Genomic DNA, 24821 nt, shown 5'->3' with positions numbered 1-24821 from the left:
CGATCGTCGATTAGCGCCCATATCTGAGCGAGCGATCGTCGATTAACGCCCATATCTGAGCGAGCGATCGTCGATTAACGCCCATATCTGAGCGAGCGATCGTCGAAGTAGCTCGGGGGGTGGTGACAAACAGCCCGGACACACGACGGCGCAGCCCCTCCCAGGACGCTCGCTCACTTATGGTGCGTTTTGGCGCGACCCTCGCTCCCATATCTGAGCGAGCGATCGTCGATTGGCGCCCATATCTGAGCGAGCGTTCCTCGATTGGCGTGACACTTGAGGTGACACAGTTGAGTGTTTCAAGCGCTGGTTACTAGTGTTGGGGACATGCGCACACTCCAGGCCACGATCATTGCCGAAATGGGCGTCCAGCCCCGGATCGACCCTGCCGAGGAGGTCCGCAAACGCGTTACGTTCCTGAAGGAATACCTCAAGGCAACGCACACCAAGGGTTTTGTCCTGGGCATTTCCGGCGGACTCGATTCTTCCCTCGCCGGACGTCTTGCCCAACTGGCGGTCGAGGAGCTTGAGGCCGAGGGCGTCGAAGCGAACTTCGTGGCGGTCCGGCTCCCCTACGGAGCCCAGCACGACGAGGACGACGCCCAGGCCGCGCTCGACTTTATCCAGGCCAAGACCGAGTGGACATTCAACATCTCCCGCGCAGTAGACGGTTTCGAGGATGAGTTCGAAAAGACCACGGGTGCGCGCATCTCGGATTTCCACAAGGGCAACACCAAGGCCCGGGCCCGCATGACCGCGCAATACGCCCTCGCGGGCGAGCACAATTACCTGGTGATCGGCACGGACCACGGAGCCGAATCCGTCACTGGGTTCTTCACCAAGTTCGGCGACGGCGGCGCGGACATCCTGCCGCTCTTCGGCCTCAATAAGCGGCAGAACCGTGCACTCCTCGCCGAGCTGGGCGCCCCGTCCCGCATTTGGGACAAGGTCCCCACGGCCGACCTCCTGGACGGCACGCCTGGCCGCACGGACGAGGACGAACTCGGCATCAAGTACGACCAGATCGACGACTACCTCGAAGGCCGGGAGGTCTCCGACGAGGTGGCGGAGACCATCGAGCAGAAGTACCTGCGCACGCGGCACAAGCGCACTGTTCCGGTCACGATTTTCGACACGTGGTGGAAGTAGCAGTCGCCCTAACCGGGGCCCCACCGTCACGCTGAGCGACTTTTTGCAGCGCACGACGGCGGCCTGCCGCGCCGTGGCGGGGGCGCCGCCGTCGTAATCCCTCAAGAGTGTGTCCGGCGTGACGGAACGCGGCCGCACCTCGTCGCCTCTTCCAAACCCTTGGATGTCCTAGTATATTGCAGGTGAGGCGGATCACACGGCCAGCTCGTTCCCGGTCCGCGCTGACCCATCCACGCAGGGCGAAAGGCAGACAATGACAGTCACCGACGACTTCCGTGCAGCCCGCGACCGGCTCCTTGAGCTGCGCACCAACTACGCCCAGGCACACAGCGAATTCCAGTGGCCCCGTTTCACCGAGTTCAACTTCGCCCTCGACTGGTTCGACCAGATCGCGGCCAACCCTGCCACAGCCAACAACCCGGCGTTGGTCATCGTCGAGCAGGACGGCAGCTCCACCCGCCGAAGCTTCGCCGAACTCTCCGCACGGTCCTCGCAGATCGCCAACTGGCTCCGCGGCAAGGGCGTCCGCCGCGGCGACCGCATGATCATCATGCTTGGCAACCAGGTGGAACTGTGGGAACTCATGCTGGCCGGAATCAAACTCGGCGTGGTCCTGATTCCCACAACCACGCTCATGGGCCCACGCGACATCACGGATCGCGTGGAACGCGGCGGCGCCCGCTGGGCCGCCGTCGGGAGCCCCAATATTGCCAAGTTCGCCGAGGTCCCGGGCGATTACACCCTCATTGAAGTGGGCGGCAGCCAGAACACCGGCGCCCTTCAATACGCCGAGTCGGATTCCGCGGAGACCGTTTTCGTCCCGGAAGCCCCCACCGCCGCCGACGAAACCATGCTCCTCTACTTCACCTCCGGGACCACGTCGCGGGCCAAACTGGTGGAGCACACCCACACCTCATACCCGGTGGGGCACCTCTCCACGATGTACTGGATCGGCCTGGAACCCGGAGACGTCCACCTCAATGTGGCTTCCCCCGGCTGGGCCAAGCACGCGTGGTCGAACGTTTTCACGCCGTGGATCGCCGAGGCCTGCGTCTTCGTCTACAACTACGATCGCTTCGATGCCAAGGCCCTCATGGAGCAGATGGGGCGAGAAGGCGTCACGAGTTTCTGTGCCCCGCCCACCGTGTGGCGGATGCTCATCCAGGCTGACCTGACCCTGCTCAAAACCCCGCCCACCAAGGTGGTTTCGGCGGGCGAACCCCTCAACGCCGAGGTAATCGGGCAAGTGGAGAGGGCCTGGGGTCAGACCATCCGCGACGGTTTCGGCCAGACGGAGTCAACCGTCCAGGTCGCCAATACCCCGGGGCAACCGGTCAAGACCGGCTCCATGGGACGGCCGCTGCCTGGTTACGACGTGGTGCTCGTTGATCCGACCACCGGCGAAGAGGCCGACGACGGCGAACTGTGCTTGCGCTTGGACCCCCGCCCCGTGGGGCTCATGAAGTCCTACTTCGGCGACCCGGAAAAGACGGCCGAGGCTTTCCGCGAGGGTTACTACCACACGGGCGACATGGCCAGCCGGGACGGGAACGGCGTCATTACCTACGTGGGCCGCGGAGACGATGTCTTCAAATCCTCCGACTACCGCTTGTCGCCTTTCGAACTCGAAAGCGTCCTGATCGAACACCCCGCAGTGGCGGAGGCCGCCGTCGTGCCCTCTCCTGATCCGGTCAAGCTTTCGGTGCCCAAAGCCTTCGTAGTGCTCGCCGCCGGGTACGAGCCCGGCCCGGCCGTGGCGGAGGACATCCTCAGGTACTGCCGGCAGCACCTGGCGCCGTTCAAGCGCATCCGTCGGCTCGAATTCGGCGAGTTGCCCAAGACGATTTCCGGCAAGATCCGGCGTGTCGAACTTCGAGGCACGGAGGTGGCCCGCCACGGCGACGGGCCGCTGCCCGCCGGATTGGGCGTCGAGTACACCGAGGACGAGTTCCCGAGTCTGAAAGAATAGGCAGCCAAGCAATGTCAGGAGGCACCGTGGGCAGCCCGCTCCCCCGCGACCCCATCGCCGACGCCCAGCGAAACTGGGAACGCCACGGCTGGGGCGAAGTCGCCGCGCCCATGGCGGCCATCACCGCGATCATGCGCACTCAGCAGATCCTGCTGGCGCGGATCGAGGGCGTGCTGAAGCCGTTCGGCCTGACCTTCGCGCGTTACGAGCTCCTGGCGCTGCTGAGTTTCGCGCGCAGCGGCGCGTTGCCCATGAACAAAGCCAGCGCGCTGCTCCAGGTGCATCCGACGTCGGTGACCAACGCCGTCGACCGCCTCGAAAAGGCGGCACTCGTGGTCCGCTCCCCGCACCCCACCGACGGGCGCACCACGCTGATCGAGCTCACCGCGGAGGGCCGCACCATCGCGAAGCGCGCGACGACGGCACTCAACAGCGAGGTGTTCGGCCAGTCCGGTTTCGGGGACGACGACGTCGAGCACCTGATCCGCGTGCTCGGAGACTTCCGCAAGGCCGCGGGCGACTTTACCGACTGATTAGTTGGGGCGGACCCTGTACTCGAGTTCGATCAACCCCTGATCGTAGGTCTTCGCGCCCGTCAGGCTCAGCAACGCCGGGGCCTGGCCGGCGGGATACACGCCGCGTCCCGCCCCGATCGCCACAGGCATGACCACGAGGCGCAGGACATCCACTTCGCCGGCCTTGAAGAACGCTTCACTCAAGGTGAGGCTGCCCCAGAGGACAATGGCGCCGTCGGTCTCGCGCTTGATTCTGCGGATCGCCTCCACAGCATCACCACCTTCAACGGTGGCCTCCGGAAAATCGCCCCATGGCGCCTTCTCAAGGGTCCTTGAAAACACGTATCGGCGCAGCCCGTTCAGCGCAGGTGCGATGATTTCCCCTGCCGATGCCGGCGTCGGCCAGAACTCCGCGAACATGCGGTAGGTCGAGCCGCCAAGCACCATGGCGTCCACGGAGTCCAGCCACTCCAGTTGGTTGCGGTCGAATTCGGCGGTCCCTCCTTCGAGCAATTCGTAGGCTCTGAACTCATTGTTGGCATCGGCTGCAAAACCGTCCGCCGTCACGAATTCCTGAACAACCAGCTGCCCCATGGTCCACTCCTCGCATCGATTGGCAGCTGGACTCTACGCCGGGCTTGCGATGGCCACAAGGCTCTAATTGCACCGGCCGACCACATTATGAGATTCATATATCAAATAGTGAGACTCGGTCCTAGCATTGTGGCTATGCAGAATTCAGCTGTGGAACCCTTTGTCGATCTCGAATGGTTGTCTCAAAACCGTCGCCGCGTGGTGCTGGCCGATGTGCGCTGGTACCTCGACGGACGCTCCGGCCGGGAAGCTTACGACCGCGGGCACATCCCCGGCGCCGTCTTTGTCGATCTGGATCGATGGCTCTCGGCGGAGGGATCGCCACTCGAAGGACGGAACCCGCTGCCCGCGTCGCATGATTTCGCCCTGGGGATGCGGGAATTGGGAATCAGCGACGACAATATCGTGGTGGCTTACGACGACGCCGGCGGGGTCATCGCCGCACGCTTGGTCTGGATGCTGCGCGCCACAGGCCACAGCTCAGCTCTTCTGGATGGTGGGCTGGGCAGCTACGAAGGGCCCCTGGAAACCGAACACCCTTCGAGGCTCGCGGGTGATTTCACTGCCAAACCGTGGCCGAGCAACCGACTGGCGGAGATCCACGAACTCTCGATCGAAACGAACCTCGCGGTGGACGCACGCAACCGTGACCGCTTCGAGGGCAGGCAGGACCCCATCGATCCACGGCCGGGGCATGTGCCCGGCGCGAGGAACGTCCCGTGCAGGGAGAACCTTGGCCCCGCCGGGAAACTGCGCAGCAAGGCCGAGTTGCTGCGCATCTTCGCCAAGGCGGGTATCACGTCTGCAGAGAACGTCATCAGCTATTGCGGCTCCGGGGTGACGGCTTGCCACAATCTCTTGGCCTTGGAGTATGCCGGTCTTGGACACGGCCGGCTCTTCACGGGCGGCTGGTCCCAATACGGCCACGCGCTCGAACTCCCGGTCGAGCTCGGAGCCGCAAATGGGCCATCCACTGCTCCCCACCGGCCCCCCTCGCCTCACAAGTTCGGCTAGGGAACCCTGCCGGCGTGGGCCCAGCGCCGTTTTGGGCGGACCCTAAAGGTGTTTGAACTCCGGCTGACGCTTCTCGTTGAACGCAGCCATGCCCTCTTTTTGGTCCTCGGTGGCGAACAATGAGTGGAAGATCCGACGCTCAAACAAAACGCCCTGGGAGAGGCCGGTTTCGAAGGCGGCATTGACGGCTTCCTTCGCCACCATGGCAACCGGTTTGGACTTGGATGCGATCACTTCGGCGGCCTTCAGTGCCTCTTCCACCACGGAATCGGCCGGCACGACGCGGGAAACAAGTCCTGCCCGTTCCGCTTCCTCGGCGCCCATGAACCGGCCCGTGAGGACCATGTCCATCGCCTTGGCCTTGCCCACGGCATGGGTCAACCGCTGCGAGCCGCCCATGCCGGGAATGACACCGAGGTTGATTTCCGGTTGGCCGAACTTGGCGTTGTCCCCGGCAATGATGAAATCGCACATCATGGCAAGTTCACAACCTCCACCCAAGGCAAAGCCCGACACTGCGGCAATCACGGGAATGCGCAGGCGGGTGAGGTTTTCCCAACCACGGAACCAGTCGGCGGCGTACATTTCCATGTACCCCTTGGATGCCATCTCCTTGATGTCGGCTCCGGCCGCGAAGGCCTTTTCCGAGCCGGTGATCACCACGGCACCCACTCCGGGATCCGCGTCCATGTCCGACACGGCGGCCACGATCTCATTCATGGTGGCCTGGTTCAACGCATTGAGCGCCTTCGGCCGGTTCAGGGTCACCAAACCCACCCGTCCACGGAGTTCCACCAGGATGTTTTCATACTGCTGCGCCAAGCCGTGCCCCTTTTGTCGGTTGCTCAGTTTTGTCGGTTGCCCAGTTGTGTCCTACCCGCCAAGGCTACTTGGCGGACTTGTCCCGGATGTCCGTGATGATGCCGGAGAAGTCACGCCCGGCTCCGCCTTCGGCGGCGAAAGCGTCATAAATCTTCGATGCCAGGTGCCCCATTTGCCCGTCGACTCCGGTGCTCTCAAGCGCGTTGACCGCGAGCCGGAGGTCCTTCGCCATGAGCGCTCCGGCGAATCCGGGTTGGTAGTCGCGGTTGGCCGGGCTCGTGGGAACCGGTCCGGGAACCGGGCAGTTGGTGGTCAACGCCCAGCACTGCCCGGAGGCGTTGGAGGCGACATCGAACAACGCTTGGTGCGTCAGGCCCAGCTTCTCGCCCAGGACGAACGCCTCGCTAACGGCGATCATGGACACGCCCAGGATCATGTTGTTGCAGACCTTGGCGGCCTGCCCGGCTCCGTGGTCTCCGCAGTGCACGATCCTCCGGCCCATGAGTTCCAGGATCGGCTTCACCGTTTCGAAGTCCTCGGGCAGCGCCCCCACCATGAAGGTCAGGGTTCCTGCTTCGGCACCCACCACGCCTCCGGAAACGGGCGCGTCCACGGAGCGGTGGCCGGCGTCCAGGGCAATGGCTGCTGCCTCGCGGGCCTCGTCGACGTTGATGGTGGAGCAGTCGAGGAACAGTGTGTCCGGGGCAGCCACGGAGAGCAGGCCGGGCGCCCCGTCCACTCCCCGGTAAGCGTCCAGGACGTGCTTGCCACTGGGCAGCATCGTCAGGACAACGGATGCCCCCGCAACGGCTTCGGAAGCGGAATCCACCGTGGCAATGCCGTGTTCACGGGCCGCCTCAAGTGCTGCCGTGACGGGATCGTACGCCACCACTTGATGCCCGGCTTTGACAAGATTCACGGCCATGGGGCCGCCCATGTGGCCAAGGCCGAGGAAAGCGATGGTGCCGGAAGCTGCGTTTTCAGACATGGTCGGACTCCTTTGAATGAAGTTTGAGTTCACGGTCGCCGAGCGATGCGAAGAAGCCCTCGACGGCGGCTGGCGACACCTCCGCCAGGGAGGCTGGCTTCCACTGGGGGTTGCGGTCCTTGTCCACCACTTGGGCGCGGATCCCCTCGCGAAAATCCGGTCCGGTCAGGCATCGCAAGCCAACGCGGTATTCCTGTTCCAAGGCTTCCTCGAGGGAGAGCCCCCGGACGCGCCGCAACGATTCCAGGGTGACTTTCACGGCCGTGGGCGACTTCGTCTCGATCGTGTCCGCGGCGGCAGCGGCATCCCCCTCGGCGTCGCGCAGCCTGGCGATAATTTCCTCAGCGTCGTCGGAGGCATAGGCGGCATCGATCCACTCGAGCTGGCCGGACAGTGCCGAGGCCGGCGGTTCCTGCACAAAGCGCCCGACGGCGGCCTCCGCCGTCGCGCTTTCCAGCGCTTCCGCGAGCGCGGGCAGGCTTTCGGACGGGACGAAGTGGTCCGCGAGCCCAAGAAACAGGGCGTCGGCCCCGCTCAAGTGGGCACCCGTGAGGGCTGCGTGGGTGCCAGACTCGCCCGGTGAGCGGGACAGCAGAAGGGTTCCGCCGACGTCGGGCACAAAACCGATAGTGGTTTCCGGCATGCCGGTACGGGTCCGCTCGGTGACCACACGGACGGAGCCGTGGGCCGAGATCCCGACCCCGCCGCCAAGGACCAGCCCGTCCATGAAAGCCACGTACGGCTTCGGGTACCGGGCAATGAGCGAGTTCAGGCGGTACTCCGCAGCCCAGAAGTCGGCGGTCTGGTCGCCGTGGCGCAGCATGTCGTCGTAGATCGCCACGATGTCTCCGCCCGCGCATAACCCGCGATCCCCGGCGCCGTGCACCAAAACTGTCTTGATGTCGTCGTCGACCGCCCAGGCCGTGAGCTGCTCCAGCATGGCGTGCACCATGCCGGCTGTGAGCGCGTTGACCGCCTGGGGACGGTTCAAAGTAACGACGCCGAGGTGGCCCCGCTTCTCGAACAGAACCTCCGCCATTAGCTGCCGGCCGGCATCACGAAGCTGGCGCCCTGGCGGATGCCGGAGGGCCAACGGGTGGTGACCGTCTTGGTCTTGGTGTAGAAGCGGAAGGCGTCCGCGCCGTGCTGGTTCAGGTCGCCGAAGCCCGAGGCCTTCCAGCCGCCGAAGGTGTAGTAGGCAATCGGGACGGGAATGGGGACGTTGATGCCCACCATGCCGACCTCGACGCGGCTCGCGAAGTCGCGGGCGGCGTCGCCGTCGCGGGTGAAGATCGCGACGCCGTTGCCGAACTCGTGCTCGGAGCAGAGCCGCAGCGCTTCTTCGTAGTCAGCTGCGCGGAGGACGCTCAGGACCGGGCCGAAGATCTCCTCCTTGTAGATGGACATGTCCTTCGTGACGTTGTCGAAGAGGGTCGGGCCAACCCAGAAACCTCCGGCGTATCCGTCCACCTTCAGGTCGCGCCCATCGGTGACGAGTGTGGCGCCCTGGTCGACGCCCGCTTGGATGTATCCCTCGATACGGTGCTTCGCCGAGGCGGCGACGACAGGTCCGAAGTCCGAATCCGCGGCCAGGCTGGGACCCACCTTCAGGGCCTTGATGCGGTCCTGCAACTTGGAGACGAGCTGATCAGCCGTCTCCTGGCCAACGGGTACGGCCACCGAAATCGCCATGCAACGCTCGCCGGCGGAGCCGAAGCCGGCACCGATGAGGGCATCCGCGGCCATGTCGAGATCGGCGTCGGGCATGATCACCATGTGGTTCTTGGCGCCACCGAAGCACTGGGCGCGCTTCCCGTGGGCAGCGGCCGTGGCGTAAATGTACTGGGCAATCGGCGTGGATCCGACGAAGCCGATGGCCTTCACGCGCGGATCCTCGAGGAGGGTATCCACGGCTTCCTTGTCGCCATTGATGACGTTGAAGACGCCGTCCGGCAATCCCGCCTCGGTGAAAAGTTCTGCCAGGCGCAGCGGCACGGACGGATCGCGCTCAGAAGGCTTGAGGATGAAGGCGTTGCCGGCAGCCAGTGCGGGGCCGGACTTCCAGAGCGGAATCATGGCAGGGAAGTTGAAAGGCGTAATGCCCGCGACGACGCCGAGCGGCTGGCGCAGCGAGTGGACGTCGATGCCCGTGCCTGCGTTGTCCGAGAATTCACCCTTGAGCAGGTGGGGCGCGCCGGCGGCGAACTCCACCACCTCGATGCCGCGCTGGATGTCACCCTTTGCATCGGGGAAGGTCTTGCCGTGCTCGGAGGAAAGGAGCGTGGCGAGTTCGTCCATGTGTTCGTTGACCAGGTCCACGAACTTCAGCAGGATCCGGCCACGGCGCTGCGGGTTCATGGCGCCCCATTCGAGCTGGCCTTTCTCCGCGCTCGCAATGGCGTTCCTGACCTCGTCAGCACTGGCCAAGGGAAGCCGTGCCTGGACCTCGCCGGTGCAAGGATTGTAGACATCGCCAAAGCGAGTGGAGGTCCCGTCGATCCTCTGGCCGTCAATGTAGTGGGAAAGTTCGCGCACCATGGAATGCTCCTTTGCATAGGGGGAAATGCCCGCCATCGGCCTCGAAAGCACATGTCCAACTGCGCTCCGGGACGTCTTTGATCCCGAATATACTCGGACTTCCTACTAATTTCTAGAGGACTTCAGTTGCTGCCCAGGCGGCCCGGCTCAACGCGGGAGCGAGCCGTAGGCATCCAGCGCCTCCCGCCGCGAGGCTTTAAGGTCAACCACCGGCTCCGGATAGTCCGCCGTGGACAGCTCGGGGATCCACTGGCCAACGTAGCTGCCGTGGGGATCGAATTTCGCGGCCTGGGTCTCCGGGTTGAAGATCCGGAAGAAGGGTGAAGCGTCCGCACCGGAACCCGCTACCCACTGCCAGTTCGCAGGATTCGAGGCAGGATCGGCATCCACCAGGGTGTCCCAGAACCATTGCTCGCCCACTTGCCAGTGCACGCCAAGGTTCTTCACCAAGAGGCTGGCGGAGACCATGCGAACCCGGTTGTGCATCCATCCCGAGTGCCACAATTGCCGCTGGCCGGCGTCCACCAAGGGGAACCCGGTGCGGCCCTCCTGCCATGCGCGGAGGAAGGTGGTTTCCTGGGCGGCGGCATCTGGTGAGCCGGCATCCTGGCCACCGGGCCAAGCCCACGGATAGTGGTCGAACCCCGGCCGCAAATTGGCCGTTGCCAGGTCCGGGTGATGGAAGTATTGGTGCCAGCAGAATTCACGCCACCCAAGTTCCGAGGCGAAGACCGCGGCGCCATCGCCCAGTTCCCGACGCCGGCTCTGCTGGGCATGCCATACCTCGAACGGGCTGAGCTGCCCCCAGCGCAAGAAGGGCGACAATCGGCTACTGCCCGGCAGGTCCGGACGATCCCGGTTCACCGAATAGTCCGCCAGCCCATGCTCCAGGAAGTCATCAAGAAGTTCATGGGCCTGGGCCGAACCCGGCTGCCAGCTTTCGGACAATCCGGCAGACCAATCCGGGTTCCGCGGTAACAATCCCCAGGTGTCCAATTTCTCGGATTCAGGCAGTTGGCCGGAGAATCCCCGGCCCGGTTCCGGGGCTTCCAGCGGTTCTCGGAAATCCAAGCCGGACACGGTCCGCCAAAAAGGCGTGAAGACCTTGAAGGGTCCACCTTGCTTCGTGGTGACGGCCCACGGCTCGTGCAGCAAGGAGGCTTGGAAACTCTCCGCGTGCATCCCGGACTCTCGCGTCCAGGTCTTGATGCCGGCGTCGAGCATTCGTTCTGGCTCGCCATAACGGCGGTTCCAGTGCAGCGATCCAGATCCCATCGCCGTCGCGGTTTCCCGGACGATCTCGGCCGCCGGTCCGCGGCGCAACAAGAGCGGCACGCCCAGGGCCGCGAGGTCTTCGCGAAGGGAAAGCAGGGAATGATGCAGCCACCAGCGGGAAGCGCCGCCGAGCGGCCTGATGCCCGGCGATTCCTCGTCGAGGACATAGAGCGCGACGGCGGCACCGTCGTCAGCTGCCGCCCGCAGCGCCGGGTTGTCCGTGGCCCGGAGGTCGTCCCGGAACCACACGATTGACGGCTTCACTATTTCCCCTCGGGTTTGCTGCAAAGGTCATGCCCCTCAAGACGAATCCTAAGGGGCATGACCTGTGTTGATATTTACTTCGGCATCAGGACGCTGTCAACCAGGTACACCGTGGCGTTGGCGGTGTGGACGCCACCGCAAATCACGGCAGAGCCTCCGTCAACCTTGAGTGCGTCCTTGGTTCCCGTAACGGTCACGGAGTCGCCCTCAACCGTCTTGTGGGTTCCCACGACCTGGTCCGGGGTCAGCTGGCCGGGGATGACGTGGTAGGTGAGGATCTTGCTCAAGAGAGCGTCGTCGGTCTTGAGGCTGTCGATGGTGGCGGCGGGGATCTTGGCGAAGGCGCTGTCCACAGGAGCGAAGACAGTGAACTGGCTGCCGTTGAGCGTGTCCACCAGGTTCACCTTGGGGTTCAGCTTGCCGGACACAGCGGCCGTGAGGGTCTTGAGCAGCGGGTTGTTGGAAGCGGCCACGGCTACGGGGTCGAGAGCCATGCCGGCAACGGAACCTGCACCGCTGGGAACCTGGGAAGCGTAAGCTGCACAGCCCGGGCCAACCAGGTCTTTGCTCGGGTCCATCGCGGCGCTTGCAGAAGCGGAGGGGGTCGCCGCCATGGTGGACGACGAGCTCGGAGCGGCCGACGACGGTGAAGCCGTGGAGGCGGAGCCGCCACAAGCGGTGAGGCCCAGCAGGGCGGAAGCGGCGAGACCGGCGATCGCAAAAGACGTGCGCTTTGTAGCAAGCATGACATTTCTCCTTCAAACGGACTGACATTCGGTGCCGGTTGATTCCGGCGTGAAAGCACTTCACCTTTGCGGGGCTAAGTCCTTATGCCAGCTATTCGGAGGTGCGGGCTGCGGGGATGGGTGAGTTTCAAAACTTAATCTGGAAGGCCTCAAGCGGAGCTCATCCGGTGCGCTTCTTCCATGAGCAACTTGCCGAGGAATTCCTGGCGTTCAGGACGGAACCGCGGCTCGATGCCCGTGAGGGACAAGGCGCCGATTGGCCGGCCCAGTTGGTCGAAAACGGCGGCGGCCATCCCCCAACTTCCTTCAAGCACCAACCCGGGATTCACCGAATACCCGACCATTCGGGTCTGCTCAAGGTTCCGACGCACCACGCTCTCGGTATGGCCTGTAGCGAATTCTCCAGCGTGCTGTCCCCAGTTGGACAAGACGAGTTCCTGCTCCTCGTCCGGCAGGAAAGCCATGATCGCGGTGCCCGCCGACGCCACGCCGAGCGGGAACCTGACGCCCTCGTGCAACACGAAGGAGCGCACGGGAAAGCTGCCTTCTTCGCGGAGCACGCATACCGTTTCGTGGCCACGACGGATGGAATAGAAGGCGCTTTCCCCGCTCTCCCCGGCCAGGCGGCGCAGGCTGGGCCGGGCCAAGTCCTCAAACGGGAAACGCGCCGCCGCCACGGACCCCAACAGGAAAATCTCAGGCCCCAGGATCCAGTTGCCGGTCCCCTGCTCGTGGTCCAGCAGGCCTTCGGCGGCAAGGGACGCGAGCAAGCGGTGTACCGTCGGGCGCGTCAACCCCGACTCGCGGACCAGGCCAGCGATGGACATGCCCTCCGGCTTGCGTCCCACGAGCCTGAGGAGCGCGGCGACCCGCCCCACCACCTGGGCGCCCTGCACGGGTTTGATTTGTGGCTGCTGAGTCGGCAACTCCACCCCTCTCCAAAGATTTCCTCCACAATGTGGACACTTAAAAGACTAGCGTCCACACTGTGCGAATTCAGCCTCACTGCCCATAGGACGCCGTTGACCCTTCGCCCAGGCCACCATATGCTCCTTGCCAAACGACCAGCCCAGACGACTAGCTCAGCACAGTGTCCACAAAGTGGATAACTGCCGAGTGACCCTACTCAAAGACGAGGACAACGCCATGGCCAAAATCCATCCCAGCGCAGCCGTTGCACTGCAGGACGTCCTGCGCGACGGCCAGACGATCGCCGTCGGCGGCTTCGGGCTCAGCGGCATCCCTGCGGACCTCATCGATGCCGTCCGCGATTCGGGGGTCAAGGACCTGACTGTGGTCTCCAACAACATGGGCATTGACGGCAAGGGACTCGGCGTCCTCATCGAAGCCGGCCAGGTCCGCAAGGTCATCGCCTCGTACGTGGGCGAGAACAAGCTTTTCGCCGAGCAGTATCTCTGCGGCCAGCTTGAGGTCGAGTTCGCTCCCCAGGGCACCCTCGCGGAGCGACTCCGCGCGGGAGGCGCCGGAATCCCCGCCTTCTACACGCGGACCGGCGTCGGAACCCTGGTTGCCGAAGGCAAGCCGCTCGAAGAGTTCGACGGCGTCACGTACGTCCGAGAGCGTGGGATCGTCGCCGACGTCGCGCTGGTCCACGCCCACACCGCGGACACGGACGGCAACCTGATCTACCGCTACACGGCCCGGAACTTCAACCCGGTCGTGGCGACAGCGGGAATCGTGACCATCGCCGAGGCCGAAGTGATCGTGGAGCCCGGCGAGCTGGACCCCAACAACATCGTGACGCCCGGCGTCTACGTCCAACGGCTGGTCCAGGCGAGCGGCCGGGCGAAGGACATCGAGCAGCGCACCGTCCGCCAGCGCGCTGACGCCCTGGCCTGACCGCAAACAACCCAGCGAAGGAGTACCACCATGGCATGGACCCGCGACGAGATGGCCGCCATTGCGGCCCAGGAACTCAACGACGGTGATTACGTCAATCTCGGCATCGGCATTCCCACCCTTGTTGCCAACAACCTGCCTGAAGGTGTGCGGGTTGTCCTGCAAAGCGAGAACGGACTGCTCGGCATGGGGCCCTTCCCCTATGAAGGCGAGGAAGACGCCGACCTCATCAACGCCGGCAAGCAGACCGTCACGGTCCTGCCCGGCGGCAGCATCTTCGACTCCGCGACGTCTTTCGGGATGATCCGGGGCGGACACGTCAAGGTTGCCATCCTCGGCGCCATGCAGGTTTCCGGCAACGGCGACCTCGCCAACTGGACCATTCCGGGAAAGATGGTCAAGGGCATGGGCGGCGCCATGGACCTGGTGGCCGGGACCCCGCGCGTCGTGGTCCTCACCGAGCACAACGCCAAGGACGGGAGCGCCAAGATCGTCCGGGAATGCACCCTGCCGCTGACCGGGTTGGGGGTTGTGGACCGGATTGTCAGCGACCTCGCGGTATTTGATCTCGTGCGGAACGTACAAGAAACAGACGGCGGGCGGCAGCTCACGCTGAGCCGCCTCGCGCCCGGGGTCACCGTGGAGGAGATCCGTAGCAAGACGGAGGCCGCATTCACGGTCTCCTTGGAGGAACCCGCTCTCGAAGGAGCCACAGCATGAGCCTGAAAGACCAGTTCGGCAAAGATGTCCTGCTCACCGGCTGGGGACACAGCAAGTTCGGCAAGCTCACGGACGAGACGCTCGAGTCCCTGATCGTCCAGGTGTCCGCGGAGGCCATCCAGAACTCAGGCCTTGAGCCCCGGGACATCGACGAGATATACCTCGGCCAGTTCAACTCCGGCATGCAGCCCCTGGGCTTCACGTCCTCGCTTGCCCTCCAGCTGTCCGAAGATCTTTCCAACGTGCCCGCAACCAGGACCGAAAACGCCTGCGCTTCCGGTTCCGCAGCGTTCCAGCAGGGCGTGAAGGCCGTGCTGGCCGGCACTGCCCGCAACGTCCTGGTGATCGGGGCCGAGAAGATGACGGATGCGGGGGCGGACGTCGTTGGCGCAGCCCTCCTCGGCGCGTCCTACGAAATGGCAGGCAAGGCATCCACCACTGGCTTCACGGGACTGTTCGCCGAGGTGGCCAAGCACTACGACAAGCGGTATGCCGCGGGCATCGAAGGCTCTGGTTTTGCCGGCGGCTTGGGCGACATCCTTGGTTCCATCGCCGCGAAGAACCACCACAACGGCATGGACAACCCCTACGCGCAGATGCATCGGGACTTCGGCGAGGAGTTCTGCCGGACGGTTTCCGAGAAAAACCCCATGGTCGCCGAACCGCTGCGCCGCACTGACTGCTCCCCCGTGTCCGACGGCGCCGCCGCCGTCGTGCTATCCCTCGGCCCGGCGTCGGGCGCTGCTACCGAACCCGTACGGTTGGCGGGCTTCGGGCACGCGAACGACTTCTTCCCGCCAGAGCGCCGCGACCCCACGGAGTTCGCCGCTACGCGGGTCTCCTGGGAGCGCGCGCTGGGGATGGCGGGCGTCGGGATCGGCGGACTGGACTTCGCCGAAGTGCACGATTGCTTCACGATCGCCGAACTGATCATGTACGAGGCCATGGGACTCACGCCGCGCGGCGAAGGCTCCAGGGCAGTGCAGGAGGGCTGGGTCTACAAGGACGGCAAGCTGCCCGTCAACGTGTCCGGCGGGCTCAAGGCCAAGGGCCACCCCGTGGGCGCCACCGGCGTATCACAGCACGTCATCGCGGCCATGCAGCTCACCGGAACCGCCGGCGCCATGCAACTGCCCAACGCCCGCCGCGGCGCCGTACAGAACATGGGCGGCGTTGGCATCGCGAACTACGTCTCAGTTTTGGAGGCTGTCTAAGCGAGGGCGGCGGCCCCTGCCCGGGTGTGGTGGGCACCGCGAAGCGGGCGGGGCGGGGGCCGGCGCCCTCGCCCCCAACTTGACGCCGCTTCCCTACTGCGCCGCAAGCACCGCCGCACCGGCTGCTGCACACGCTTCGTCAAGGGCGCCGTCCGGTGCGCCGCCGACGCCGATTCCCGCCACCGAGACGCCGTTCACCTTGAGCGGCACGCCACCCGGGAGGAAAAGAGTGCCCGGGAGGTCGGCGATCGACGGTCCGTTGCCATTGATCCTCTTGGCCAGTTCGCTCGTCGGGGCACCGAAGGCGGCTGCGGTGTAGGCCTTCTGCTTGGCGGCCTCGATGGTGTGTTCGGCCGCATTGTCGCCGCGGAGCAAGGCCTGCACTGTTCCGAAGCGGTCCACGAGCGCAACCGTGACGAACGGAAGCTTGTCGGCCTGGCACTTCGCCAAAGCAGCGTTGACAGCCTGGCTGGATGCCCCGACGGTGATGCGATTCTGGGAGACAACGTTTTCCGCCGAGGGATTGACGTCGACGGTGGCAGTCGCGATCTTTGCGGCGGCGGGCGTCACGGCATTCGCGACGGCGGTTGCCCCGCCGGTCAGGAGCAAAGCTCCTGCGGCAGCGACGGCGAAGATCTTGTTGGACTTCTTCATGGTGGTCCTCCGGGAGGTCGGCAACGGGTACATTTCCATGCTTCCGGCAGGGCTTCCTCCGCACATCCGGCGCTCGTCGCGCCTGGCCTCATCCTTTCCGCTCCCGGTATCAGCCAAAAGGCGGAGAGACCGGCGACCGGAACGCGCCTAGCATGGGAAGAATGCCGGAATCTCCGAACGGGACGGCCTCCCGCGCCGCTGCCTTCCGCCCCACCCTGGGCCCGATTGATGCAGTGGTTCACCTCAGCTTCGCCGTGCTCATGGTGGCATCCGGCGTGCGCTACGTCCTGCGGCACAGCCCGGCCGACAATCTCTGGACAGTGGCCCTGGCGGCCGCGGTCTGCATTCTCTATGCAGTGGTGGCGGTGCTGGTCAAGCGGCGCCAGCCGTGGCTGTTGTGGATGGTGGCGCTCGTGCTCGCCTGGGCTGTGCTGGTCATCGCCGCACCGAGTTTTGCGTGGTGCTCCTTGGCTTTGTTTTTCCTGTCGCGCGCGGCCTTCAGCGGTTGGATCGCCTATCTGGCCGCGGGTTTGACGGCAATTGCAACGGCCATCGGGCTGTTCCGCCTCAGCGGCGACACCGACGTAGCTATGCTGCTCGGGCCCATAGCCGCTGCGGTTCTGCTCACGTTGGTCTACGACCGAATCGAGCAGGACGCCGCGCTGCAACGCCGACTCCATGCCGACGTCTCCCAAGCACAGGAACGCCTGGCCGCCAGCGAACGCGCAGCCGGGATCACCGCGGAGCGCGAGCGTGTTTCGCGGGAAATCCATGACACCGTCACGCAAGGCCTCGCCAGCAGCCTGCTGCTGCTCGAAGCCGCGCAACGGTCGTGGCCTGAAGAGGGAGCGAAAGCGGAAGTGCAGAGGGCCGGGACGCTCCTACGGCAGAACCTGGCCGACACCCGCAGCCTGGTCCACGAACTTTCCGCTCCCGGGCTGGAGAACGGACCGCTGCCCCAGGCCCTCGAACAGGCCGCGCGCCAATACCTCGGCTCCGTAGTCCTCCTCGTCACCGGCGATCCCCGCCCGGTACCCGACGAGGTCCGCCATGCCCTGGTGCGCGTGACCCAGAGCGCGGCGGCCAACATCAAACTCCACGCCCACGCTGAGCACGCCAGTTTGACGCTGGGATTCCTTCCCGGGGCTGTCACCCTTGACGTGTTCGACGACGGCCGCGGCTTTGATCCCGCTGCGGTACCTCCGCCGTCGGAAAAGGGAGGTTACGGTCTACGTGCCATGCGCCAACGGGTGGAACGACTCGGCGGAGTATTTTCAGTGGAGAGCTCCCCTGGAGAAGGAACCGTCGTGGCCGCGCAACTGCCGCTGCCCGTTATGGAACCCAGCAGGGCAAACCAGGCGCCCATCAAGAAAGACACTCCATGAACCCCGTTTCGGTCCTGCTCGTCGATGACCATTTGGTGGTCCGCAGCGGACTCAAGGCCTTGCTCGGCACCCAGCCGGACATCACCGTCGTCGCAGAAGCCGCATCCGGAGAGGAAGCCCTCGCTGTAGCGCAACAGCACCCGGCCGACGTCGTCATGATGGACCTCGCCATGGGCCAGGGCATGGACGGAATCGAGGCGATCAAGCGCCTGCGTCAAGCGAGCAAGCAGCAAGCGGTACTGGTGTTCACTACCTATGATTCCGATGCCGACATCGTGAGGGCCGTGGACGCAGGTGCCATGGGCTACGTGCTCAAGGACGCCGCGCCGGAGGAGATCTTCGCTGCGGTCCGGGGCGCGGCGCAAGGCAAGAGCGTCATGAGCGCACCTGTGGCCAGCAAGTTGTTCCAGCAATTGCGCAACCCGGACGAGGTCCTCACCCCGCGGGAAGCCGAACTGCTCAGCCTCCTCATCCAAGGCCTCAGCAACCGTGAGCTCGGCAAACGCCTGTTCATTTCCGAGGCCACGGTCAAAACGCATTTGGCGCACATCTACGCCAAGCTCGGCGTCGAGACACGGGCGGCCGCGATTGCAGTGGCCATTCGCCGCGAGGGGATGCGCTAAGAAAAAATTCGGATGCTGGTGTCGATTTGGCCGGTCGCCATTCGTATAGGGGGTGACCGGGCCGCAGAGAGCGGTCCGCAGAAGCAAGGGAGCACGTCATGCGCCAGATCAATGCCACGTTGTCCATCACCCTCGACGGAGTCATCCAGGGACTGGGCCGTCCGGACGAGGACACCCGCGGTGGCTTCACCCACGGTGGGTGGGGCGGCAAGTACAACGACGAGGTCATGGGCCGTGAGATGGGCAAGGGCATGGCGAAACCCACGGACATGCTGTTCGGACACCGGACCTGGACCGACTTCATCACCGCCTGGAGCACCCGCGCCGACGACAACCCGTTCACCGCGTACATGAACGCAGCCACGAAGTACGTTGTGTCAAGGACGCTGGAGAACGCCGATGCCTGGCAGAACTCCGTTCTGCTCTCAGGCGAGGCCGCCGAGACGGTGGCCAAGCTCAAGGCCGAGCCGGGCAACGATCTGACGATCATCGGCAGCGCGTCGCTTGTCCGCTCCCTGCACGCCGCCGGGCTCATAGACAACTTCACGCTGCTGATCCACCCACTGACCCTGGGTACCGGGACGCGGCTGTTCGAAGGCCCAGCCCCGCTGACCGAGTTCGAGCTCACCGACTCCGTCACCACCACCAAGGGCGTGATCATCGCCCACTACACCCGCCGATAACTAAGCGGTGGTTCCGTGCAGTAGACGAAGACCGCTGGCCACTTCACCAGCTACCGCGCCGGGTCTAAACTGACCCTATGTCCGACACCGCAGGACGCAAGTTGTTCCAGCATTCTGGAACGGCGCTCATTTTCCGGGGAGCCCTGGCCCTTCTCTTGGCCTTCTTGGTTGCTTCCCTGCCGGTCGCCACGGTATTTGCCCTCGTCTATGTGTTCGGCGTCTACGCCATCACCGACGGACTCACTGACATGGCCCACTACTTCTACGACCCTGCGCGCCACTCCCGCTGGAGCATGATTGGCGGCTTCATCTCCGTCGCGACCGGGCTCGTGGCGGTTTCTTGGCCTGGCATCACCGCCGCGGCGCTTGGCTTCCTCATCGGAGCATGGGCCTTGATCCTCGGGATTTCGCAGATCATCCTTGCGAGGGACATCAGGACGACAGTCAGGGCTTGGTGGATCTGGATGTTGACCGGGTTGGTCACCACCGTTTTTGGACTTTTTGTGCTCGTCAATCCGGGCGCGGGATTCCTGGGCGTGGTGGCGCTCCTCGCGACATATGCCGCGGTCAGTGGCGTTCTGTTGATCGCCTCCGGCATCAAACTCCGCAGGCGCGCTTCCTCTTCGGTGATGCTCGCCCATTAGCCCCTGCGGGAGCAATCCACCCCAGGGGGATGCGCCAGGTCCCAAGTTCGGTAAGTTAGTGGCTGTGAAGATAGCTACCTGGAATGTGAATTCGCTCCGCGCACGTGCCGACCGCGTCGAGGCTTGGCTGCAGCGCAGTGACTGCGACGTCCTGGCCATGCAGGAAACCAAGTGCAAAGATGACAACTTTCCGTGGGAGCTCTTCGAGCGCATGGGCTACGAGGTTGCGCACTTCGGCCTGAGCCAATGGAACGGTGTGGCGATCGCCTCGCGTGTAGGGCTCGACGACGTCGAACGCACCTTTGTTGACCAGCCCGCCTTCGGAAAGGCCGGCAAGGATCCTGTCCAGGAAGCCCGTGCCATTGCCGCAACGTGTGGCGGGGTCCGGGTGTGGAGCCTGTACGTTCCCAACGGCCGTTCCCTGGATGACGAACACATGCCGTACAAGCTCAAGTGGCTGGACACCCTGAAGGGCCATGCCGCCGGCTGGATCACGGAGAACCCAGAGACCCAGGTGGCGCTCATGGGCGACTGGAACATCGCGCCGCTGGACGAGGATGTCTGGGACATCGACTATTTCAGGGCGAACGCACTCACCCACGTCAGCGAACCCGAGCGCGAGGCCTTCCGGGCGTTCGAGGCGGCCGGTTTCACCGACGTCGCCCGCGCCTACACTCCAGGTCCCGGCGTCTACACCTACTGGGACTACACGCAGCTGCGGTTCCCCAAGAAAGAGGGCATGCGCATCGACTTCGTCATGGCCTCCCCCGCGCTGGCCGCGCGCGTCACGGGAGCGTCGATCGACCGCGAGGAGCGCAAGGGCAAGGGCGCCTCGGACCACGCTCCTGTGATCGTGGAGCTTACGGACTGAGCAGCAACAATGACGGAGGAGGCGGGCCCGCTATGAGCGGAAAGCTATATGGAAGCCAGGCAGGGCTGCCCTTCTCTTCAGCGTTGCGCGTCTACGAACCGCTCGAGGCGTTCCCCGAGGACCAGCGGCAGCAGCTCGTGGCGAGCGGTACCCGCAGCGGTTCGCGGGCCGCCGTCGAAAATGCCGAGCTGCTCGCTTCCCTCGGACGGGTCACCCGCAAGGGCGGGGACCCTTTCCCCACCGGCAGCACCGATCTGGTCCGCATCACCCGGGTTCCTTCCGGAGATCGGAACGACCCCGACGCCGGACGGCTGCTTTACTGCCCCAGCCAGCTGGTCATCCGGGCAGGATTGGCGGCCAACGCCCTCATGGAAGGTATCCACGGACCGCTTGCGGACCTTCTTATCCCTGTGGACCAGCGAGACCGCCATCAGGCACGCATCGACCGAATCAACGCCAGCCATGACGCGAAGCGCGTGCACACCAGGGCTTCAACGTGGGGCATCCCCTTCAGCTGGTTCTCGCTGTTCCAGGAATCGGACCGCAAGGATGTGGTGGAATCAGGCGGCCGCATCCTGACGGTCAGGGTCTGGGCCTCATTGACGGATGCCTTGGACCGTGCACGATTTGCCGTAGCCAACCTCGCCCTCGCCGCCCCGGACCTGGACATGCTGGACGACCTCACCCAGCTCACCGAATGGCTTGAGTTGTTCCATGTGCAGTCAATGGTCGAGCTGGATTATGGCGCCGTGGCGGACAAGGTGTACCCGGATGAATCGCCTATGGATGTCAGGCTCGGCATCGAATGCCTGGCCGAGGGAGACATGACGGGAGCGGCCGCTGCTTATCGGAGGCTGGCTTCCCGCTGGATCCCCATCAGGCAGCTGGCCCGGGCTTCCTAGCTCTGTTCGCGTCGTCTTGGCTCGCGGAGCGGGCTAGTCCCTGGGGCGGGGCGGTGCGGTGGTTTCCCTCACGATCAGCCGGTGGGGTGCTTTCATGGACCGCACGGAACCCGCGGCCCCGGCCAATTCGTCCAACAGCATGCGCGTGCCCAGTTGGCCTTGTTCAACGGGGTCCTGGGCCACGGTTGTCAGGCCCATGGCCTCGGCGAATTCATGGTTGTCAATGCCGATGATGGACAATTCTTCCGGTACGCGGACGCCACGGCGCCGCGCCTGCAACATGGCTCCCATGGCCATTTCATCGGAAGCACAGAAGATCGCCGTCGGTTTCGGCCCGGGCTTGCTCCAGAGCTCGTCGAAGGCTTCCTGGCCGCTGCCCACAGTGAAGTTTCCGAAAATGTCCCATTCCGGAGGCATGGAGAAGCCCGCGCTCGTCATGGCATCCGTGAAACCGTCAACGCGCAGTCGCGGCACGGTGAAGTTCAGGTCGGAATCGTCCTGGCCATGGAGCAGCGCGATCTCCCGGTGGCCGAGATTCAACAGATGCATGGTGGCTTCCACCGAGGCAGCGTAATCGTCGATGCCGATGCTCGGGCAGTCCTCCACTGGACCGCCGACAATCACCAAGGGGATTTCGATCCTTTGGAGATCGGCGATTTCCTCGGACGTCAGGGACATACAGAGGACCAGGAGAGCATCGATCTGCTTATAGACCATCGTCTTGCTGAAGAGCCGTTCCCGTGCTCCGCGCTGCCCGCCAAGGTTGAACAAGGAGAGGTTGTAGCCGCGAGCGTGGAGCTCGCGGTCTACACCCTCGATCGCCTTGAAGAAGAACCAGCGGTCCACGTAAGGGGCCAGGACACCGATCGTCTTGGTGCGGCCCGTGGCCAGTCCCGAAGCGGACGACGACGCCACATACCCGAGTTCTCCCGCGACCCGCAGGATCTTCTCCCGGGTAGCCGGAGACACCCGGGGAAGGCCGCGCACTGCGCGGGAAACGGTGGCGGTGGAAACGCCTGCGGCCTGTGCGACGTCCTCAATGCTGGCTCCGGCGTGGCCGCCACGCTGGGACCGTTCACTCGTTTTTGCCACTCAAGCCCCCTCAAAGAATCCGTGCGGAAGCCGGGGGTTCCTTCCCAGACGGCAGATAACCAGCGTATTCCGCTTGGTTGCCTTCCGCCGATTCCGCGCTACTTATTTCCGCTCGCTACTCACGTGATGCGCCTGGATGTCCGCGCGGGGAGCCGCCGGCGAAGCCGAAGCATCCCCCACAGGGCCAGCAACACTGCGAGCAGGCCCAGGGCCCAGCCCAATGCGGGCTGGGCCGTGAGCTCGGCAGCCACCGTGATCACCAGCAGGACCAAGGCCCAAAAGCCGAGAAAACCTATCACGAGGTCGAAATCTTCCGCCGATTTCACTCGCGTGTGCTGCTCCTTGGCCGGGCCGCCGAGGGACGGCCCGGCCGAATCCGGAGTTTGCGTCATTTGACGGCGCCGGCTGTCAGGCCCGCCACGATCTTGCGCTGGAAGATCAGCACGAGGATCACCAGCGGAATCGTCACAACTGTTCCGGCTGCCATGACGGCGGTGTACGGCTCCTGGTGGGCCTGGGCACCGGCGAAGTAGGCGATAGCCACCGTAACGGTCTTGGTCTGGTCATTGGACAGCTGGCTCGCGATGAGGAACTCATTCCACGATGCGATGAACGCCAGGATGGCTGTGGTGAACACGGCTGGCGCCGCGAGCGGCATGATCACCTTGCGGAATGCCTGACCCTGGGTGCAGCCATCAATCCGGGCTGATTCCTCCAGCTCCCACGGCATTTCCCGGAAGAAGGACGTCAAGGTGTAGACCGTCAGGGGGAGCACAAACGAGATGTTTGGAATAATCAGCGCCTGATAGGTGCCGTACCAGCCGATGTTGGTGAACAGCTGGAACAACGGCGTCACCAAGGCCACGCCCGGGAACATCGATGCCCCGAGGACAAAGCCGAGGACCAGGAACTTGAAGCGGAATTCGAGCCTGGACAAGGCATACGCCGCGAACACCCCGAAGAGCAGGGCAACCAAGGTGGTTACCCCTGCCACGAAGAGCGAGTTCAAGAGGTTCCGGCCGAAGTGGTTGCCCAGGCTTTCAGAGAACACCGTGTTGAAGTTGTCCCACGTGACGTGGGTGAAGAAAGGCGTCGAATCAAAGGTATATCCAACGTCGCGGAACGCGGTCACGATCATCCAGTAGAAGGGAATCAAGCACCAGATGAAGATGAGCGCTGCGCTGATGTACGTGCGCCCGCTCGCCCAGCGTTCCCGCCGTCGGGCAGCTGTCTTAGGCGCGGAGTCAATGCTCACGGCGGTCATTTGTCCTGCCCCTTGGTGGTCTTGGGTGTGGCTGAGGCGACTGCGTTGGCTCCCAGGAAACGAACGAAAATGAACGCAACGAGGAAGATGATCAAGAAGGTGATGGTGGACAGGGCCGCTGCTGAGTTGAATCCCTGACGGATCTGGTCAACCACCAGGATGGACAGCGTTGTTGTACCGTTCGAGCCCTGGGTCATGATGGCCGGGAGGTCATACATACGCAGTGCGTCAAGGACACGGAACAGGACAGCCACCATGAGCGCCGGCTTCACCAGCGGCAAGGTGATCTGGGTGAAACGCTGCCATGCCGAGGCACCGTCGACCTTCGCGGCTTCGTATACTTCCGCCGGGATGATCTGCAGGCCAGCCAAAATCAGCAGGGCCATGAACGGCGTCGTCTTCCAAACGTCTGAAATGATGATCGCCCAACGGGCCGGCCATTCGCTGCCTGTCCACAGGATTGCCGTGCCAAAGAGCTTGTTGGCGATTCCGTCGAAAGCGAAGATGAAGAACCACAGCTTCGCGGTTACGGCCGTTGGAATGGCCCACGGAACCAGGACAGCGGCACGAAGGGCACTGCGGCCGCGGAACGTCCGCGCCATGATGATGGCCATCCAGAACCCGAGGACCGTCTCCAAGACAACGGTGACCGCCGTAAAGAAGAACGTCGTTCCCACGGCGCTCCAGAATTGGGCGCCAAGAGTGCCAGGTGCACAGGCTGCGGAGCCACACTGCTGTGCCAACCAGTGGACGAAGTTATCGAAGCCGGCGGGTCCGCCCTGGACGAAGACCTTGGTCACCGGATCCAGGCCCTGGTCCTTCTGGAACGCCATGATAATCGCGTTGACCACCGGGTACACGATGACAACGGCGAGCAATACCAAAGCAGGGGAAATCAACCAGAACGCCCACCGGCCTTGAGACGTGGCCGCCCGGTCCTGTCCTACTTCTTTTTGAACTTTTTTGGTTTTGGGGCTTGGTGTCTCTGGCGCCCGCTTAGGCTGCGCAAGGGTGGACATTTCCCCTCCTTCCGGA

26 protein-coding genes are annotated in these 24821 nt (G+C 64.3%); 13 read left to right on the top strand and 13 right to left on the bottom strand.

What is annotated here, in order from left to right; translation table 11 throughout:
• Positions 1–327 precede the first annotated feature (327 nt).
• The 3 genes from nadE to ACFVTG_RS15105 all read left to right on the top strand — a co-directional run bounded on the left by nadE (position 328) and on the right by ACFVTG_RS15105 (position 3651).
• Positions 328–1149 carry an ammonia-dependent NAD(+) synthetase gene (nadE, locus tag ACFVTG_RS15115; RefSeq protein ID WP_390281642.1) on the top strand — a complete coding sequence of 274 codons (822 nt, stop codon included), beginning with the start codon at positions 328–330 and terminating at the stop codon, positions 1147–1149.
• A gap of 253 nt (positions 1150–1402) precedes the next feature.
• Entirely contained in the window at positions 1403–3118 is a 1716-nt protein-coding gene (locus tag ACFVTG_RS15110) for an AMP-binding protein (RefSeq protein ID WP_390281639.1), read from the top strand.
• Between the two features lie 26 nt (positions 3119–3144).
• Complete coding sequence (locus tag ACFVTG_RS15105) at positions 3145–3651, top strand: MarR family transcriptional regulator (RefSeq protein WP_284754639.1); 507 nt, start codon at positions 3145–3147, stop codon at positions 3649–3651.
• Here the strand turns inward: ACFVTG_RS15105 and ACFVTG_RS15100 are convergent, their stop codons facing one another.
• On the bottom strand, positions 3652–4227 hold the full coding sequence (locus ACFVTG_RS15100) for a dihydrofolate reductase family protein (protein ID WP_390281637.1): 576 nt from the start codon (positions 4225–4227) through the stop codon (positions 3652–3654). It abuts the gene before it with no gap.
• Positions 4228–4362: 135 nt separating this feature from the next.
• Here ACFVTG_RS15100 and ACFVTG_RS15095 point away from each other — a divergent pair, with 135 nt between their 5' ends.
• On the top strand, positions 4363–5241 hold the full coding sequence (locus ACFVTG_RS15095; protein ID WP_390281635.1) for a sulfurtransferase: 879 nt from the start codon (positions 4363–4365) through the stop codon (positions 5239–5241).
• Between the two features lie 42 nt (positions 5242–5283).
• Here the strand turns inward: ACFVTG_RS15095 and ACFVTG_RS15090 are convergent, their stop codons facing one another.
• The 7 genes from ACFVTG_RS15090 to ACFVTG_RS15060 form a co-directional block, all read right to left on the bottom strand.
• On the bottom strand, positions 5284–6063 hold the full coding sequence (locus ACFVTG_RS15090) for an enoyl-CoA hydratase (RefSeq protein ID WP_284754642.1): 780 nt from the start codon (positions 6061–6063) through the stop codon (positions 5284–5286).
• A gap of 64 nt (positions 6064–6127) precedes the next feature.
• A complete protein-coding gene (gene mmsB, locus ACFVTG_RS15085) occupies positions 6128–7051 on the bottom strand; it encodes a 3-hydroxyisobutyrate dehydrogenase (protein WP_390281632.1) in 924 nt (307 codons plus the stop codon).
• Complete coding sequence (locus ACFVTG_RS15080) at positions 7044–8090, bottom strand: enoyl-CoA hydratase/isomerase family protein (protein WP_390281630.1); 1047 nt, start codon at positions 8088–8090, stop codon at positions 7044–7046. Before ACFVTG_RS15080 ends, mmsB begins: the two co-directional genes overlap by 8 nt.
• A complete protein-coding gene (locus ACFVTG_RS15075) occupies positions 8090–9589 on the bottom strand; it encodes a CoA-acylating methylmalonate-semialdehyde dehydrogenase (RefSeq protein ID WP_390281627.1) in 1500 nt (499 codons plus the stop codon). Before ACFVTG_RS15075 ends, ACFVTG_RS15080 begins: the two co-directional genes overlap by 1 nt.
• Positions 9590–9736: 147 nt before the next feature.
• Positions 9737–11128: a cryptochrome/photolyase family protein gene (locus ACFVTG_RS15070; protein WP_390281624.1), complete on the bottom strand. Its 1392-nt coding sequence runs from the start codon at positions 11126–11128 to the stop codon at positions 9737–9739.
• Positions 11129–11202: 74 nt separating this feature from the next.
• Entirely contained in the window at positions 11203–11874 is a 672-nt protein-coding gene (locus tag ACFVTG_RS15065; protein ID WP_390281622.1) for a fasciclin domain-containing protein, read from the bottom strand.
• A gap of 149 nt (positions 11875–12023) precedes the next feature.
• Positions 12024–12806, bottom strand: coding sequence for an IclR family transcriptional regulator (locus tag ACFVTG_RS15060; RefSeq protein WP_390281619.1), 783 nt, complete (start codon positions 12804–12806; stop codon positions 12024–12026).
• 214 nt (positions 12807–13020) lie between these two features.
• On the opposite strand from ACFVTG_RS15060, the gene ACFVTG_RS15055 reads away from it, so the two are divergent.
• Genes ACFVTG_RS15055 through ACFVTG_RS15045 form a run of 3 tightly spaced genes read left to right on the top strand, consistent with a single transcriptional unit; the run spans position 13021 to position 15668 of the window.
• Positions 13021–13734, top strand: coding sequence for a CoA transferase subunit A (locus tag ACFVTG_RS15055; RefSeq protein ID WP_390281815.1), 714 nt, complete (start codon positions 13021–13023; stop codon positions 13732–13734).
• Between the two features lie 30 nt (positions 13735–13764).
• Positions 13765–14454, top strand: coding sequence for a CoA transferase subunit B (locus ACFVTG_RS15050; protein WP_390281617.1), 690 nt, complete (start codon positions 13765–13767; stop codon positions 14452–14454).
• Positions 14451–15668: an acetyl-CoA acetyltransferase gene (locus ACFVTG_RS15045; protein WP_390281614.1), complete on the top strand. Its 1218-nt coding sequence runs from the start codon at positions 14451–14453 to the stop codon at positions 15666–15668. The genes ACFVTG_RS15050 and ACFVTG_RS15045 overlap by 4 nt, the downstream gene beginning before the upstream one ends.
• A 93-nt stretch (positions 15669–15761) precedes the next feature.
• Here ACFVTG_RS15045 and ACFVTG_RS15040 read toward each other — a convergent pair whose 3' ends face one another.
• On the bottom strand, positions 15762–16322 hold the full coding sequence (locus ACFVTG_RS15040; RefSeq protein WP_390281612.1) for a heme-binding protein: 561 nt from the start codon (positions 16320–16322) through the stop codon (positions 15762–15764).
• A 161-nt stretch (positions 16323–16483) separates the two neighbouring features.
• Between ACFVTG_RS15040 and ACFVTG_RS15035 the strand changes: the two genes are divergently transcribed.
• The 6 genes from ACFVTG_RS15035 (at position 16484) to ACFVTG_RS15010 (ending at position 21430) form a co-directional block, all read left to right on the top strand.
• Positions 16484–17707: a histidine kinase gene (locus ACFVTG_RS15035; protein ID WP_390281609.1), complete on the top strand. Its 1224-nt coding sequence runs from the start codon at positions 16484–16486 to the stop codon at positions 17705–17707.
• Entirely contained in the window at positions 17704–18330 is a 627-nt protein-coding gene (locus tag ACFVTG_RS15030; RefSeq protein ID WP_390281607.1) for a response regulator, read from the top strand. Before ACFVTG_RS15035 ends, ACFVTG_RS15030 begins: the two co-directional genes overlap by 4 nt.
• Before the next feature lie 98 nt (positions 18331–18428).
• On the top strand, positions 18429–19013 hold the full coding sequence (locus ACFVTG_RS15025; protein WP_390281605.1) for a dihydrofolate reductase family protein: 585 nt from the start codon (positions 18429–18431) through the stop codon (positions 19011–19013).
• A 77-nt stretch (positions 19014–19090) separates the two neighbouring features.
• A complete protein-coding gene (locus ACFVTG_RS15020; protein WP_390281603.1) occupies positions 19091–19657 on the top strand; it encodes an HdeD family acid-resistance protein in 567 nt (188 codons plus the stop codon).
• A 64-nt stretch (positions 19658–19721) separates the two neighbouring features.
• Positions 19722–20528 (top strand): exodeoxyribonuclease III, encoded by an 807-nt coding sequence (locus tag ACFVTG_RS15015; RefSeq protein ID WP_234752737.1) that lies wholly within the window; start codon positions 19722–19724, stop codon positions 20526–20528.
• A 32-nt stretch (positions 20529–20560) separates the two neighbouring features.
• Positions 20561–21430: a hypothetical protein gene (locus ACFVTG_RS15010; RefSeq protein ID WP_284754665.1), complete on the top strand. Its 870-nt coding sequence runs from the start codon at positions 20561–20563 to the stop codon at positions 21428–21430.
• A 33-nt stretch (positions 21431–21463) separates the two neighbouring features.
• Here ACFVTG_RS15010 and ACFVTG_RS15005 read toward each other — a convergent pair whose 3' ends face one another.
• From ACFVTG_RS15005 to ACFVTG_RS14990, 4 genes are all read right to left on the bottom strand, one after another.
• Entirely contained in the window at positions 21464–22522 is a 1059-nt protein-coding gene (locus ACFVTG_RS15005; protein ID WP_284754667.1) for a LacI family DNA-binding transcriptional regulator, read from the bottom strand.
• A gap of 119 nt (positions 22523–22641) precedes the next feature.
• The gene (locus tag ACFVTG_RS15000; protein WP_284754669.1) at positions 22642–22914 is read right to left on the bottom strand and encodes a hypothetical protein; all 273 of its coding nucleotides are present in this window, start codon (positions 22912–22914) and stop codon (positions 22642–22644) included.
• Positions 22911–23786 (bottom strand): carbohydrate ABC transporter permease, encoded by an 876-nt coding sequence (locus ACFVTG_RS14995; RefSeq protein ID WP_284754671.1) that lies wholly within the window; start codon positions 23784–23786, stop codon positions 22911–22913. The genes ACFVTG_RS15000 and ACFVTG_RS14995 overlap by 4 nt, the downstream gene beginning before the upstream one ends.
• Entirely contained in the window at positions 23783–24805 is a 1023-nt protein-coding gene (locus ACFVTG_RS14990) for a carbohydrate ABC transporter permease (protein ID WP_284754673.1), read from the bottom strand. The genes ACFVTG_RS14995 and ACFVTG_RS14990 overlap by 4 nt, the downstream gene beginning before the upstream one ends.
• Positions 24806–24821: the final 16 nt, after the last annotated feature.

This window comes from Arthrobacter sp. NPDC058127, assembly GCF_042884555.1.
Lineage (GTDB): Bacteria > Actinomycetota > Actinomycetes > Actinomycetales > Micrococcaceae > Arthrobacter.
This window is presented reverse-complemented; position numbering and strand designations above follow the sequence as displayed.